At 63.5% G+C, this 14,492-nt stretch carries 16 protein-coding genes; 1 reads left to right on the top strand and 15 read right to left on the bottom strand.

The annotated features are described in order from the left end of the window. Positions 1-6: 6 nt before the first annotated feature. The 8 genes from DFR51_RS15560 to DFR51_RS15525 form a co-directional block, all read right to left on the bottom strand. Positions 7-1,173 carry an RsmB/NOP family class I SAM-dependent RNA methyltransferase gene (locus DFR51_RS15560; RefSeq protein WP_121052890.1) on the bottom strand — a complete coding sequence of 389 codons (1,167 nt, stop codon included), beginning with the start codon at positions 1,171-1,173 and terminating at the stop codon, positions 7-9. Positions 1,174-1,182: 9 nt separating this feature from the next. After that, the gene (guaB, locus tag DFR51_RS15555) at positions 1,183-2,655 is read right to left on the bottom strand and encodes an IMP dehydrogenase (protein ID WP_121053162.1); all 1,473 of its coding nucleotides are present in this window, start codon (positions 2,653-2,655) and stop codon (positions 1,183-1,185) included. Between the two features lie 62 nt (positions 2,656-2,717). Continuing rightward, a complete protein-coding gene (locus DFR51_RS15550; RefSeq protein WP_121052888.1) occupies positions 2,718-4,262 on the bottom strand; it encodes a M28 family peptidase in 1,545 nt (514 codons plus the stop codon). A gap of 99 nt (positions 4,263-4,361) precedes the next feature. After that, positions 4,362-4,784: a flagellar biosynthesis repressor FlbT gene (locus DFR51_RS15545; RefSeq protein ID WP_121052886.1), complete on the bottom strand. Its 423-nt coding sequence runs from the start codon at positions 4,782-4,784 to the stop codon at positions 4,362-4,364. A gap of 64 nt (positions 4,785-4,848) precedes the next feature. Then, the gene (locus tag DFR51_RS15540; protein ID WP_121052884.1) at positions 4,849-5,466 is read right to left on the bottom strand and encodes an ATP-binding cassette domain-containing protein; all 618 of its coding nucleotides are present in this window, start codon (positions 5,464-5,466) and stop codon (positions 4,849-4,851) included. Continuing rightward, the gene (modB, locus tag DFR51_RS15535) at positions 5,456-6,145 is read right to left on the bottom strand and encodes a molybdate ABC transporter permease subunit (protein ID WP_121052882.1); all 690 of its coding nucleotides are present in this window, start codon (positions 6,143-6,145) and stop codon (positions 5,456-5,458) included. Before modB ends, DFR51_RS15540 begins: the two co-directional genes overlap by 11 nt. Then, positions 6,145-6,912 (bottom strand): molybdate ABC transporter substrate-binding protein, encoded by a 768-nt coding sequence (modA, locus tag DFR51_RS15530; protein ID WP_121052880.1) that lies wholly within the window; start codon positions 6,910-6,912, stop codon positions 6,145-6,147. The genes modB and modA overlap by 1 nt, the downstream gene beginning before the upstream one ends. 94 nt (positions 6,913-7,006) lie before the next feature. Then, a complete protein-coding gene (locus DFR51_RS15525) occupies positions 7,007-8,290 on the bottom strand; it encodes a tetratricopeptide repeat protein (protein WP_121052878.1) in 1,284 nt (427 codons plus the stop codon). A 217-nt stretch (positions 8,291-8,507) separates the two neighbouring features. Here DFR51_RS15525 and DFR51_RS15520 point away from each other — a divergent pair, with 217 nt between their 5' ends. Continuing rightward, positions 8,508-9,149 carry a lysoplasmalogenase family protein gene (locus tag DFR51_RS15520; protein WP_121052876.1) on the top strand — a complete coding sequence of 214 codons (642 nt, stop codon included), beginning with the start codon at positions 8,508-8,510 and terminating at the stop codon, positions 9,147-9,149. Here DFR51_RS15520 and DFR51_RS15515 read toward each other — a convergent pair. From DFR51_RS15515 to DFR51_RS15485, 7 genes are all read right to left on the bottom strand, one after another. Further along, entirely contained in the window at positions 9,146-9,556 is a 411-nt protein-coding gene (locus tag DFR51_RS15515; protein WP_126494870.1) for a hypothetical protein, read from the bottom strand. The genes DFR51_RS15520 and DFR51_RS15515 overlap by 4 nt on opposite strands. Positions 9,557-9,609: 53 nt before the next feature. Next, positions 9,610-9,981: a hypothetical protein gene (locus tag DFR51_RS15510; protein WP_121052872.1), complete on the bottom strand. Its 372-nt coding sequence runs from the start codon at positions 9,979-9,981 to the stop codon at positions 9,610-9,612. Between the two features lie 85 nt (positions 9,982-10,066). Beyond that, entirely contained in the window at positions 10,067-10,618 is a 552-nt protein-coding gene (locus DFR51_RS15505) for a GbsR/MarR family transcriptional regulator (protein WP_121052870.1), read from the bottom strand. 123 nt (positions 10,619-10,741) lie between these two features. Beyond that, complete coding sequence (locus DFR51_RS15500) at positions 10,742-11,053, bottom strand: DUF952 domain-containing protein (protein WP_121052868.1); 312 nt, start codon at positions 11,051-11,053, stop codon at positions 10,742-10,744. Further along, a complete protein-coding gene (gene gyrA, locus DFR51_RS15495) occupies positions 11,050-13,764 on the bottom strand; it encodes a DNA gyrase subunit A (protein ID WP_170151794.1) in 2,715 nt (904 codons plus the stop codon). The genes DFR51_RS15500 and gyrA overlap by 4 nt, the downstream gene beginning before the upstream one ends. A gap of 77 nt (positions 13,765-13,841) precedes the next feature. Continuing rightward, positions 13,842-14,249, bottom strand: coding sequence for a type II toxin-antitoxin system death-on-curing family toxin (locus DFR51_RS15490; RefSeq protein ID WP_121052866.1), 408 nt, complete (start codon positions 14,247-14,249; stop codon positions 13,842-13,844). Then, entirely contained in the window at positions 14,246-14,473 is a 228-nt protein-coding gene (locus DFR51_RS15485; protein WP_121052864.1) for an AbrB/MazE/SpoVT family DNA-binding domain-containing protein, read from the bottom strand. Before DFR51_RS15485 ends, DFR51_RS15490 begins: the two co-directional genes overlap by 4 nt. Positions 14,474-14,492: the final 19 nt, after the last annotated feature.

Here is a 14,492-nt window from a genome sequence, read left to right as displayed (position 1 = left end):
CCCGCTTTAGCATGACTTTTCATAACCTGCGATGAAGAAACCATCCGTTCCGTCGCGATCAGGACGCAGGGTTTGCGCGCCGCCGACATCAAGCGCCAGGTCGGAATGCGTCTTGCTGAGCGCCTCTGCCTGAAGCCGCCCTTCCTCGGGAAGCAGCGAGCACACGGCATAGACCAGCCTGCCACCCGGCTTCAGCAGACGCGCGCCAAGATCGGCGAGATGGGCCTGCAGCGCCGTGAGCCGCGCGAGCCGCTGCGGGGTGAGACGCCAACGCGCTTCCGGATTGCGCCGCCATGTGCCCGTTCCGCTGCACGGGGCATCGATGAGCACCACGTCGGCGGCGCCCAGGAGATCGCCAAGCGCTTCGGCTTCGCGGCCCGGATCGAGAAGGCGCGTTTCGATGTTCGCGGCGCCCGCACGCACCGCGCGGGGGCCAAGGCGCGATAGTCGTGAACGATCAGTATCGCAGGCGAAAAGGCGCCCACGGTTTTCCATGTCCGCGGCCAACGCGAGCGTCTTGCCGCCCGCGCCCGCGCAAAGATCGACAACTGTCATGCCCGGCTGCGCGCGGCAGGCAGCGGCGATGAGCTGGCTCCCTTCGTCCTGCACCTCGACACGGCCGTCGTTGTAAGCGGGCAGATCCTCGACATTGAGCGCATCCACGAGGCGGAGGCCATCTTGCGCGCGCGCGGTCGGCACGGCGCCCGGAATGAGCGGCAACACGGCGCCGCGCGTAGTTTTCAGACGGTTGACCCGCAGATCGAGCGGTGCACGCTCGGCGAGCGCATGCAGCAGACTATCGGCATCCCCGTATTCCGCAGCGAGCTTCGCTGTGAGCCATTCGGGCGCCAAACCCGGCGCAGCGGCAGGCTCTCCCTCCACGAATGCGGCCGGCCCGTGCGGGTCGGTGCCGAACAGCGCAAGCATGTCCGGAGCTTCGGCGCGGGCATAGCCCATCATCGCGGCACGGCCACTTTCCGGACGTTCACCGAGCGAGCGAATGACCCGATAGACGAGGTCGCGCACGGCGCGGCGGTCTTTCGAGCCCGCATAGCGCCGTGTCTTGAAGTAGCGTTGGATGAGCGTATCAGCCGCCGCGCCACCACCAGCGGCAGCGTCGATGATCTCATCAAGCAGCGTTATCGCCGCCTCTACGCGCGCGGCGGGTGTCACTGGCTTGCCTTAACGCGTCGGATAATTGGGCGCCTCACGCGTGATCGTCACGTCGTGGACGTGGCTTTCGCGCAGCCCAGCATTGGTGATCCGCACGAACCGCGCGCGCTTCTGCAGATCGGCGATCGTGCGCGCGCCGGTGTAGCCCATCGCCGCCTTGAGACCGCCTGCGAGCTGGTGGATGATGTCCTTCGCCGGCCCCTTGTAAGGCACTTGCCCCTCGATGCCTTCGGGGACCAGCTTCATCTGGTCCTTGATATCCTGCTGGAAGTAACGGTCCGCAGAACCGCGCGCCATCGCCGCCACCGACCCCATGCCGCGGTACGCCTTGTAGCTGCGGCCCTGATACAGGAACGTCTCGCCCGGCGCTTCCTGCGTCCCTGCCAGCAGCGAGCCGACCATGACGGCGGAGGCTCCGCCCGCAATGGCCTTGGCGATGTCGCCCGACGTGCGCAGGCCGCCGTCCGCGATCACCGGGACGCCCGACTTCATCGCCTCTTCAGCGGCGTCCTGAATCGCGGTAAACTGCGGAACACCGACGCCCGCAACCACACGCGTGGTGCAGATCGAACCCGGCCCGATGCCGACCTTGATACCGTCCGCACCCGCATCGATGAGGGCACGCGTTGCCTCTGCCGTCGCGACGTTCCCTGCAATGATCTGGACGGTGTTCGAAAGCTTGCGAATGCGGTTCACCGCCTCGGCGACACGCACGGAATGGCCGTGCGCCGTATCGACCACGATGAGGTCGCATTCGGCATCGATCAGCGCCTCGGTGCGCTCGAAACCCGCATCGCCCGTGGTTGTCGCCGCTGCGACACGAAGGCGGCCTGCGGCATCCTTGGTCGCCGTGGGGAATGTGACCGCCTTCTCGATATCCTTCACGGTGATGAGACCGATGCAGCGATAGGCGTCATCGACGACGAGTAGCTTTTCAATGCGGCGTTGGTGCAGAAGCCGCCGCGCCTCCTCGTGGGTCACGCCGGGGCGCACTGTTGCGAGGTTGTCCTTCGTCATCAGTTCGCTGATCGGCTGCTCGGGATGCTCGGCGAAGCGGACGTCGCGGTTGGTTACGATGCCGATGAGCTTGCCGGGCTGGCCACTCGGGCTACGCTCGACAACCGGGATGCCGCTGATGCGGTGGCGCTTCATCAGGTCGAGCGCTTCGCCGAGCGTTTCATCCGCGTGCATCGTCACCGGATTCACCACCATGCCCGATTCGAAGCGCTTCACCTGGCGCACCGCCTGCGCCTGCTCCTCGATCGTGAGGTTGCGGTGCAGCACGCCAAGGCCGCCGACCTGCGCCATCACGATCGCCATGTCAGCCTCGGTCACCGTGTCCATGGCCGAGGAAAGTATCGGAATATTCAGGGAAATTTCGCGCGTCACGCGCGTCGAGAGATCGGTCTCGCTCGGCAGGACTTCGGACTCGCCGGGCACCAGCAGGACATCATCGAAAGTGAGTCCGAGCCGGATGTCCATGCCGTTTTCCTTGTCGCCGATTTTGAGGTGGCGGGGCTTATGCCACCGGTTTTCGGGAATTGCTACGGTCGCCGCTGATATGGAGACGATTTCGTCCATGTGGGCCATTCGCGGCTGTTCGCAAGACCCTGACCGACCGCGAGTAATAAGTTCACATCATCGGCAGCCCCGCGATAATCGATCGGAAGCGTCACCGCGTCCGAAGGCTGGTGATAGTGATTGCTCATGTAGTCACCGAAACCGCTCCCGGAGAAAATACCGGTCGCGATAACGGCGGGCACGCCGACCTCGGCGAAGGCGAAATGGTCGGAGCGCGCGTAGAAACTCTGAACGTCGGGCATCACCTTGATCCGGCGGCCTTGCGCCTTCGCGGCATCGGCCAGCCGCGCGTCGAGGGTGGTGAGCCCCTGTCCGAGTACAATCACATCTTCGGATGGCCCATTCGCTGCAATGGTATCAAGGCCGAACGCGGCGACCATGCGGCCTGGATCGATGGGACCGGATACAGCGAAGTGCTTGCCGCCAAGAAGCCCGCTTTCCTCAGCGGTCGTCGCGAGGAAGAGCAAGGAACGCTCCGGACGCCGCCCCTTCGCGAACGCTTCGGCAAGTTCGACGAGACCGCCGACACCGCTCGCATTGTCGACCGCACCGTTGCAAATCGTGTCGATCCCGGTTCCGCAGTGCCCAAGGTGGTCCCAGTGCGCGAGATAGACGACGTACTCATTGGGCCGTTTCCGGCCGGGGAGCACGCCTGCCAGGTTGTAAGAGGTGAAGCGCGTAACCCGATTTTCGGCGGCAAGCGCGCCGGAGCCGAGCGTCCTCGGTTTGAAGCCTGCCCCGGCGGCTTCACTTTTCAGCATCGCAAGGTCTACGCCGAGGCCCCTTGCCAGCGCTGATCCAGCCTCACGGCCGACAAGGGCATAAAGCGGTGTTTTTACAGGTGTACCAGCGTCGATCTGTACCTCGGCGCGCCCGGCGAAAGCTCGCACGCGCCGCCACTCGTCCTCTCCGGGGGCAAGATCATAGATCAGTATGGCTCCGGCCGCGCCTGCGCGTGCGGCGTTCTCCAGCTTCACCGTGCGCAGGGATTGCCTTCGCATGGCCTCTGACGGTTCAGCATTTCCATCGGGAAGCCCCGCGAAAACGAGCGCGATCTTGCCGCCGAGGTCGAGGCCGCCAAAATCATCGCGCCCCTCTTCAGGAAGCGCGATGCCATAGCCCACGAAAACGATATCACCCTTTGCCGTCGCGCCCGTCTCCGTCATCGGCGCGCGAACCGTCGCTGTCTCGCCGCTTTCGATCGTCACCGATCCGGCTGTGATGCGTCCGGCTCCCACTTCGGATTTCAACAAGGGTACGGCGAGGCGATAGGTATCACCTGAAACCGGCAGCAACCCGATGCGGCGATACGCAGCTTCGATGTAGGCAAGGGTCTTCGCTTCCCCCGCCGTGCCGGGCTCACGCCCTTCATAGGCGTCGGACGCGAGTTCAGTGACGTGCGCGGCAATGCCCTCGGGCGTGACGGCGGGATTGCTTCTCGGCGCAGTCGCGCACGCGGCTGCCGAAAGAAGAGCGAAAAGCGGCAGAAAAAAGCGTGATTTCAGCATGCGATAACACGCTAGTGGCCGAAGCACAGCCTGCCAAGCCTAGCCGGCAGGTCTTTCCATCACTGCACAATGAGCGTCGACAAGCGTCGAGGCATAGCCTTACGCCCGGCTTTGCAACCGCAGTTCGGCATTGATGTCGCCGAGGATCAGCGTTTCATACGCGATGAGTTCGCGGCATCCCGTGAGCGCACGGTAATATTCGCGGTTCATCATCGCGAGGCTGACCTGCGCGCAGATGAGGCGCACGCGCGGGTTTTCCACTACGTCCATGAACGCATCCATATGCTCGCTGAAACGCGGATAGTGGCTGTCCGCCGCGTCGGCATCGAGATAGGAAAGCATACACACGAAATACAGGCGCGTGGCCGGCGTGCGCGCTTCATCTTCGCGAATGACGTCGCTGTCGCGAAGCACACCGGCTTGATTATCGACCGTCAGCACGGCGTGCTTATCACCATTGACGATGACAGCACCGTTGACGGCAAATTTCTCGCCCGGATCGAGCGACAGTTTAAAAGCCACAGCCAGTTCCCCCTGGAAATCAGCGGCAATCTACTTTCATACTGGAAACAACTTCTTAACGGCGTCAGCCGACTTCTATGATCTGTGTCGCCAATCGCTCCACCTCGCGCTCATCGTGCGTGACGTAAAGGATGGGCAGCTTCAGCGTATCGCGGATGCGTTCGATTACATGGAGCACCTCCTCGCGGCGCGCGCGATCGAGGAACGAAAGCGGTTCGTCCAGCAGCAGCGCGCGCGGCCCCGAAAGCAGAGCGCGGCCGATGGCGACGCGGCGTGCTTCGCCGCCCGAAAGCCCCTTTGGCCAACGGTCGAGCAGATGCGCGATATCGAGCAGGCGAACCGTATCGTCGTAGTCCATCCAGCGGTCCTCCGACCGAGCGAGGCGATGGCCATAGCGCAGGTTCTCTCGAACCCGGAGATGCGGGAAAAGCCGGGAATCCTGAAACACGTAACCCAGCCGGCGGCGCTCCGGCGGGACATTGATGGCCGCGGCGTCGAACAGCGTCTCCGCGCCGATGCGGACATGGCCCCGCTCGGGCGTGAGCAGGCCGGCCACCATGTTGAGCACCGACGTCTTGCCCGCGCCCGAGGGGCCGAACAGCACGATGAGCCCGCTTCCGGAAAAACGGGCGGAAACCTGCGTTTCGCCGACGCGGCGTGTGACATCGACGTCAAAGGACATGGCGCCCCCGTGCGGCACGACGCGCCAGGATTTCGGAGAAGACGAGCGCCGCAAGCGACAGCACGATGGCGATGACGGCAAGGCGCAGCACCTGCCCCTCCCCGCCCGGGAGCTGGAGCGCACTGTAGATAGCAAGCGGCAAGGTTTGCGTTTGGCCCGGTACGTTCGACACGAACGTGATCGTGGCGCCGAACTCCCCGATCGAGCGGGCAAAGCCAAGCACTGAGGCGACGAGGACGCCGGGGACGGACAGCGGTAGCGTGACCGAGAAAAACACGCGCGTCCGGGTCGCACCGAGCGTGCGCGCGGCGCTTTCGAGGCCGCGATCGACATTTTCGATGGAGAGCCTCAGCGCACGCACCATCAGAGGGAGCGCCATGACCGCAGCAGCGATAGCAGCGCCGGTCCAGCGGAACATCACGGTCATCCCGAACCAGTCTTGCAGCCACGCGCCGACCGGCCCATTGCGCCCGAACGCAAGCAGCAGCAGCCAACCGGTGACGACGGGAGGCAGCACAAGCGGCAAGTGCACAACGCCATCGAGCAGCACCTTGCCGGGGAAGGTCGCGCGGGCGAGAAGCCACGCGAACGTGAAGGCGATGGGCAGCGTGACCAGCACTGCCGTGATGCCGACCTTGAGTGTCAGCAGCAGGATCTCAAGCTCAGCGGGCGAGAGCATCAGGGTGCGGAAAAACCGTGACGGGCGAAAATGGCCCGGGCCTGACGCGAGCCGAGAAACGCGAGGAAGGCCGAAGCGTCCTTCGCCTTCGCCGTCTTCAGCCGTGCGGCGGGATAGCGGATCGGCGGATGGCTCGATGCCGGAAACACGCCGACCACGCGAACCTTGCTCGATGCTGCGGCGTCGGTCGCGTAGACGATGCCGAGCGGCGCCTCGCCGCGCTCCACGAGGGCAAGCGCGGCGCGCACATTTTCCGAACGCACCACGCGCGGTTCGACCGCCGCCCAGACGCCGAGCGTCTCAAGCGCGGCGCGGCCGTACCGTCCGGCGGGAACGCCGGCGGGATCGGCCATCGCCAGCCGCCCGGCACCGAGTACGCGGACGAGTGGGAAGCTCTTTGAAATTCTGAGCCGCACAGGGGAATCCGAGGGTGCGACCAGCACCAGTCGGTTGCCCGCGATGACCCGGCGACTGCCGGGCCCCAGCAGGCCGCGCTGGTCGAGATGGTTCATCCACGTTTCGTCGGCGGAGATGAAGAGGTCGGCGGGCGCGCCCGCCTCGATCTGCCGCGCGAGGGCCGATGAGCCTGCGAAGGAGAGTATCGGGCGCGGGTGGCGCTGCCGGGCCCAGGCATCGGCGGCATCGCCCAGCGCTTCCTGCAGCGAGGCTGCGGCGAGGACAACGGGGGCGGCGCTTTGCGCGCGTGCCGGGAGGGCGCCGAAGAGGGCGAGCAAGACGAGTGAGACGATGCGTGCTGCGTGGATCATTTGCTGTATTCGGGCTTATATAGCCCTGACCGCCGCCGCAAACAAAAAGGGCGGCGCCGCGGCACCGCCCTTTTCATACGTATCCGCTGGCGGATCAGTTCACGGTCGACGCCGTCTGCGTGCCGCCCTTGCTGTTGAGGTGCGCGAGCCAGAACTTCGCGATGTCGGCGCGCTTGCCGCCCTGCACCGCGTTGAAGGCCGCCTCCGCGCCCGCCTTGTCACCGCTGCGGGCGAGCGCGATGCCGATGCGGGTGTTGACCTCGGCCGCGTCGACGCCGCCCTTCTGGAGCGCCAGACGGTACAGTTCAACGGCCTTGGCGTTCTCACCATAGCCGAGGTAACCGTCCGCCGTGGCCTTCGCCATACGGCCGGTCTTGTCAGCGCGCGCTTCCTTTTCAAGAGACGGCAGCGAACCGCGGTCACCCTTAACCTTCGGCGTGACGATGCTCACGAGTTCCTTCACGTATGCCTTGCTCGTGGAAAGCGCGCCCTTCGAGGTGCCGGCGTCGATGACGCTCTTGGCCTCACCGGCAAGACCGCGCTTGTCGGCGGTTTCGGCATATTCGAAGTAGTCGCGTTCGCCAGTAAGCGCGTTCGTGTCGTACATCAGGCGCATGACATCGAGGTTGCCCTGATCGTCTAGACCCGAAGTTTCGCGGAAGATCACCAGCACGTCGCGCCAGTTCGTCGGCGTCGGGTAGGCCTGCACGAGCGCGATCGACGCCGGCGTCACCTGGTTCGCAAGCTTGCCGTCGTAAGCGAGCGCGAGCGCGCGCTTGTACCAGCTTTCCTCAACGGCCTGACCCGCGGCCTGCTTCGCCTTGATCGCCTTGTCGATCGTGGCGACGGCTTCGGGCGTGCGTCCGGCGCGGTTGTACATCTCGCCGAGTCCGACAACGAGGTCGGCATCGTTCGGGTGCTCCGCAACCATCGCCTCATACACCTTGATGGCGGCCGGCACGTCGTTCTTCTGCACGGCAAGCGCTGCGAGGCTGCGCTGGAACTTCAACTTCTCCTCAGGCGTCGAGCTGCCGCTATCGATCGAGCCCTGAAGCCCTTCGGCAAGCATCGCATTGTCCTGCTTCGCAAGCGCGATGTTGATCTTGAGCGCATTCGCCATGTACTTGTCGTCCGGCGTCTCGGCGAGCGCTTCGGCCTCGCGGATCTTGACGAGCGCCGCGTCGTTGTCACCCTTCTGCTGCAGGGCCTGCGCCTCGCCGAGCGCCTTCTGCGCCTTTTTGGAGAACTTGAACTTGCGCGCCTCAGGCGCGGCTTCCTTCTTGTCCTTCTCCTTGGCGACAGCGGGTGCAACCATGGCACCGCTCGCGATGCCGAGAGCCAGCGCGAAGCCGAGCGCCGTGCGTGAAACCATCTTCATTCGTCCAGTCTCCCCAGTGCAAGTTCCCGTAAATCGCCGGGAAAAGCCGAATATGCCGCCGCAGCATGTCGCGTCCGTGACGGTCTGCGTCAAGCCTTGATGCGATGCATGGATGGCACAGCCATGGTGAACCGCGCTTGAACCTCGTTCAGGCGTGTAAGCGCGCGATAATCTGCTAAATCCATAGCACGACTCGATCCCCGGGGGTGATCCTGCCATGGCTCAACGCATCGCGCTTCCCGCAAGCCTCGCCGCAATCGCGGCGATCGCCTACTTCCTCGCCATGAACGCGGGGCTGCCTTTCGCGGCGCATGTCGCGCTGAAAGGCGCGTGCGTTACCATCCTTGCCATCGCCGCCGCCATCGCCGCGCGCCGCACCGACGGCTGGCTGCTTGCGGGCGTGATGGCGCTGGGCGCGCTCGGCGACATGCTGCTCGAATACGACATGATGGTCGGCGCGGGCGCATTCGCCCTCGGCCATGTCACCGCGATCTGGCTCTACCTGCGCAACCGGCGCGCCGGGCCGATGCCTGTCAGCCAGCGCGGCGCAGCGCTCGCCCTGCTTCTCTCCGCCCCATTCCTCTACCTGATCGCGGGGCCAGCCGCGAACGCGGGGATCGCGCTCTATAGCGCTCTGCTCGCAGCGATGGCGGCCGCAGCGTGGACGAGCCGCTTTTCCCGCTACCGGACAGGCATCGGCGCGATCCTCTTCCTCGCCTCCGACGCCTTCATCTTCGCCCGCATCGGCGGCCGCATGGACCCGCATGAGGCCGCGCTCTTCATCTGGCCGCTCTACACGGCGGGACAGATTCTGATTTTCGTGGGGGTTCGGCAGCGATTAGGGACGGAGGGGCGTTAGGACCAGTTGACGTAAACCCTGCATATGACAGCGCACATCGCCGATGTAGCGACAAGCGCGAAACCTTCGGGCCGCGCATCAAACAATCCAGGGATGATGCATATCCAAACAAATGCAGTAGATGCGCCAACAATTGCCCAAACAAATGAGGACCTTGCAAACGGATACTCATCAGCCAGATCCGCCATGATGTTTGCGCCGATGATATTGGGTATGAGCGATATACATGCACCGACGACGACTGCCGGCAGCATCAAAAAGAGGACCTGTGCGTCTTTTGAGTCTATAGATATATGTTCTGGAAACTGCTGAAAGATGTTCGCGACAGCAAAGAACACGACAAACAATGGACCAGCCAGCAGAGTGGCCGCAATTACACCAGGAATTAGTGAACCGCTTCTTTCCATTGCCATTCTCCTGAGAAGGGCATGACGGGCGCTTCAGCGCCCGCCTCGCCTCGTCAAGCCACGACTACCTTCTGATCGAACAGCCAGCCGTTCACCTTGCGACCAAAGTGCGAGATCGCACCCATGTTGAAAAAATGCATGGCGCCCAGCACGATGACCGCGATGCCGACTTTTCCACTGAGAAAGCGAATGGCATCCGGCATGGTCTTTGGCTCGGCGCCAAGGCTGAGTGTCAGCGTGATGAAGCCAATATTTACGAGATAAAAGCCAACCACCAGCAAGTGGTTGGTGGATCGCGCCAGCTCAGCATTGTGGCCAAAACACTGGATGAGGAACACCTCACCGTTCTTGGACAAGGTCCGCGCGACCCAGATGGTTATCGCGATGGTGATGAGCAGATAAAGCCCATATGCGGTTTCAACCATACAACATCCTTTCTATTCCGTAATTTCTGAAAAAACTGAAATATCTGGGCACAGTTTGACGGTTAAAGCCGGCCCCTCTCCTTTCTCAATGTGTGTCTGATTTGCGCATGGGACTCACGAAACGAGCCACTTTGCCACCAAGCTTCATAAGTGTGACAAGCGTGGACTTCGGCAGCACCTTGACCTGCTCGTACCAGTTGCCGAGCGTCGAGATAAACTCGTGCATTCGCGTGATCCGTTCCCGCACGTGCGCGGGAACGCTGTTGTCGTCCGCCATGCGCTTGGACAGTTCATCCAGCAACTTTATGGTCGGATCGATCTCGCGACGTTTGCGCTCCGCAGCAATGCGCATGAGCATTTCCCAAAGATCGGTTTCAGCGACGAAGTGATCCCGCCGGTCGCCTTCCACATGGACACGCCGGACGATGCCGTAACCCTGGAGTTCCTTGAGCGCCGTGGAAACATTGGACCGGGCTAATACCAGTTGCTCGACGATATCGTCAGCAGGCAGCGGACGGGCGGAGAGGTAGAGAAGCGCGTGAACCTGCGAAACTGAGCGGTTGACGCCCCATTGCGTGCCCATTTCACCCCAATGAAGGATGAAGGCTTTTGCGTCGGGATGTTCCGTTATCGCCATGTCCGTTCTTTCTGTATTTTCAGAAATAAACGACAAAACCAAGTCCGTCAAGGAGGGAAAGACGATACTGCCTGTGGGGTTTAGAAGGGTTGTTTGCCCCTCTCCTCGGTGGAGCGAGGGAGGTTATTTTTTGGTCTGCAGCGGTTCTGTTCTTACCACGGCGGCGAGAGGCAGGACCCCGTAAATGTGGGGAAACAGTTGCCCGCCGCGTGAGGGTTCCCACTTCACGCCTTCCAGCTTCCTGAGATCGACTTCGGCGAGCACGAGATCGTCTCGGCCCGCGAAGTGTTTCGCCGCAGTTTCCGCCACCTGATCGGGTGCGGAGAGGTGGATGTAGCCGTCCGCCAGATCGACCGGGGCGCCGGCGAACGTGCCTTCAGCTTTCAGGCTTTCCCACTCGCCGCGCGTGAGTATCTTGTAGGCTGTGACGGTCATTCCGTGGCGGGTGCGGCTTCTACTTCCTCGGCGGCGTCTGCGCCCTCGTCTTCACCTTCGTCCTCGCCGTCGGTTGCGATCTTCGCGGCAGATACGACGTGTTCATTGTCGGCGACGTTGAACAGGCGCACGCCCGCGCTGTTGCGGCCGATGACGCGGAGCGTATCGAGGCCGAGGCGGATCATCTTCGCCTGATCGGTGACGAGCATGAGCTGCTCGCCGTCGTGCGCCGGGAAGCTCGCCACCACCGGGCCGTTGCGGGCGATATTGTCGATGTTGCCGATGCCCTGCCCGCCCCGGTTCGTGCGGCGGTATTCGTAGGCCGATGTGCGCTTGCCGTAGCCGTTCGCGCACACGGTGAGGATGAACTCCTCAGCCGCCGTGAACTCGGCCATGCGTTCGGGCGAAAGCGTCGGTTCGTTTTCGTTGTCCTTCCACGGCGCGGCGCGGAGGTATGCCTCGCGCTCGTCCGGCGTCGCCGCGAAGCCGCGCAGGATGGAGAGCGAGATCACCTCGTCATCGCCCTTCAGGGTCATACCGCGCACGCCCGTGGAGGTGCGGCTCTGGAACTCGCGCACGTCGGTCGCGGAGAAGCGGATCGCCTTGCCCTGCCGCGTGGCGAGCAGAACGTCGTCGTCCTCCGTGAGCAGCGCGACGCCGATCAGGCGGTCGTCGCTGTCTTCATCGAAGCGCATGGCGATTTTGCCGTTCGAGGGGACGTTGGTGAACGCATCCATCGAGTTGCGGCGCACGGTGCCCTTCGCGGTGGCGAACATCACGTGGAGCTTGCCCCACTCCGCCTCGTCTTCGGGGAGCGGCAGCACGGTCGAGATGACCTCTCCGTCCGCGAGAGGCAGCAGGTTCGCCATCGCCCGGCCACGCGCCTGCGGCGCGCCTTCGGGGAGCTTCCACACCTTCATGCGGTAGACTTTGCCCGCCGTGGAGAAGAACAGAACGGGCGTGTGGGTCAGCGTCACGAACAGGTTCGTGATCGCATCCTCATCCTTCGTGTTCATGCCCGAGCGGCCCTTGCCGCCGCGCCGCTGCGCGCGGAAGCTATCGAGCGGCGTGCGCTTGATGTAGCCACCCATGGTGACGGTGACGACCATCTCCTCGCGCTCGATGAGGTCTTCATCATCGATATCGTCGAGGTAGGGCACGATTTCGGTACGCCGGGGCGTCGCATAGCCTTCCGAAACGGCGACGAGCTCCTCGCGCATCACGGCGTAAAGCTTCGCACGATCCCCGAGGATGGCGAGCAGTTCGGCAATCGAAACCGCCAACTCCTTGAGCTCGCCGCCGATCTCTTCGCGACCGAGCTGGGTGAGGCGGTGGAGGCGGAGATCGAGAATGGCGCGAACCTGGATTTCGCTCATCTTGTAGGAATCGCCGTAGACGGCGCCTTCCACAGCCTCGACGAGTTCGAGATAGGGCCGGATCTCGCCAATCGCCCACTCGCGCGCCATCAGGGTTTCGCGGGCTTCGGCAGGGTTGGAGCTGCCGCGGATGATGCGCACGACCTCATCGAGGTTCGACACGGCCACGACGAGGCCAAGCAGGATGTGGGCGCGGTCGCGCGCCTTGTTCAGCTCGAACTTCGAGCGGCGGGTGATCACTTCCTCGCGGAAGGTGATGAACGCCGCGATGATGTCGCGCAGGTTCAGCAGTTCCGGGCGGCCGCCGCGGATCGCCAGCATGTTGAAGGCGAAGCTCGTCTGCGCGGGGGTGAAGCGGTAGACTTGGTTCAGGACGACTTCGGGCGTCGCATCGCGCTTCAGCTCGATGACGACGCGCACGCCTTCGCGGTTCGATTCATCGCGAATGTCGGACACGCCCTCGATGCGCTTGTCCTTCACCGCCTCGGCGATCTTCTCGACAAGGCCCGCCTTGCCGACCTGAAACGGAATTTCGGTGAGGACGATCTGGCGGCGATCACCGCGCCGGTCCTCGACGATGCTGCGCGCGCGCATGATGACCGAGCCGCGCCCGGTGGTGTAGGCGCTGAGCAGGCCGCCCTTGCCCATCACCATCGCGCCCGTGGGAAAGTCCGGCGCCGGCACGAACTCCATGAGCTCCTCGACCGTGATCGCTGGATTGTCGATGAACGCGACAGCCGCCGCCACGACCTCGCCGAGGTTGTGCGGCGGGATGTTCGTCGCCATGCCGACCGCGATGCCGCCCGCGCCGTTCACCAGCAGATTCGGGAAGCGCGCCGGAAGCACTGAAGGCTCGCTCTCTGAGCCGTCGTAGTTCGGCACGAAATCGACAGTGTCCTTGTCGAGATCGGTCAGCAGCTCGTCGGTCACCTTGGCGAGGCGCGATTCGGTGTAGCGCATCGCCGCGGCGGCATCCGGGTCCATCGAGCCGAAGTTGCCCTGACCATCGATGAGCGGAACGCGCATCGACCAATCCTGCGCCATGCGGACCAACGCGTCGTAGATCGCGCTGTCGCCGTGCGGGTGGTACTTACCCATCACGTCACCGACGATGCGCGCGGACTTGCGATAAGGCTTGTTCGACGTGAAGCCGTTTTCGTAGGCGGTGTAGAGAATACGGCGGTGAACGGGCTTCAGACCATCGCGAACATCGGGCAGCGCACGCGCCACGATCACGCTCATCGCGTAATCGAGATAGCTCGTCTTCATCTCCTCGACGATGGAGATGGGGCGGATATCGGACGGCTCGGCGCCGCTGGTCTCTGGGGCGTCCACTCGGTTTCCTGTACGCTCTTGGGGATTTTTATGGTTGTGCGTTCGTCTCTACATGCGCGCGCGCGTGAAGGCCAGCGTTACGATTGGGTGACGGGAAGCCGCGAACGGAACCAGTCGGCAGCCGCATCCTCGGGGAGCGTGCCCGCCGCCAGATCGAGCATCATGGCGATCGCATCCGCGGCGCTGAACCGCAGTTCATGGCCGTTCAGTGCAAGGAACAGGCGCGCGATCACCCACGCGGTGCGCTTGTTGCCGTCGATGAACGGGTGATTGCGGGCAATGCCGAACGCATAGGCGGCGGCAAGTGCGGCGGGATCGTCTTCGCCATAGGTCCAGCGGTTGACGGGCCGGGCCAAGGCCGAATCCAGAAGCCCGGAATCGCGTACTCCGGCCCCTCCGCCATGTTCGGCAAGCTGGCGATCATGAATCGCGATGGCATCCTTTGGATCGAGCCAGTTTGGCTCGATCCGCTGATCGACCGTCATTGCGCCAGAACGCGCAGAATATCGCGATCCTCACGCATGATCTTCTCGGCGAGCTTCATCTTCGCCTCGAAATCGGGATTGGATGCCGTGAGGCGCACGCCATCGGGCGATTCCGATGCGTAAAGCGTATCGCCAAGCTCGACACGCAGACGCGCAAGCAGCTCCTTCGGCAGGATCACGCCTGTCGAATTGCCGATCTTCACGAGTTTGAGCGATGCGTTCATACGCACGTTATAACGGCGA

Origin of the sequence: Sphingosinicella microcystinivorans, assembly GCF_003634215.1 — a bacterium.
In the GTDB taxonomy this organism is placed as follows: Bacteria; Pseudomonadota; Alphaproteobacteria; order Sphingomonadales; family Sphingomonadaceae; genus Sphingosinicella; species Sphingosinicella microcystinivorans.
Note: the sequence above shows the minus strand (reverse complement) of the source record. Positions and strands in the feature narration are given on the sequence as shown.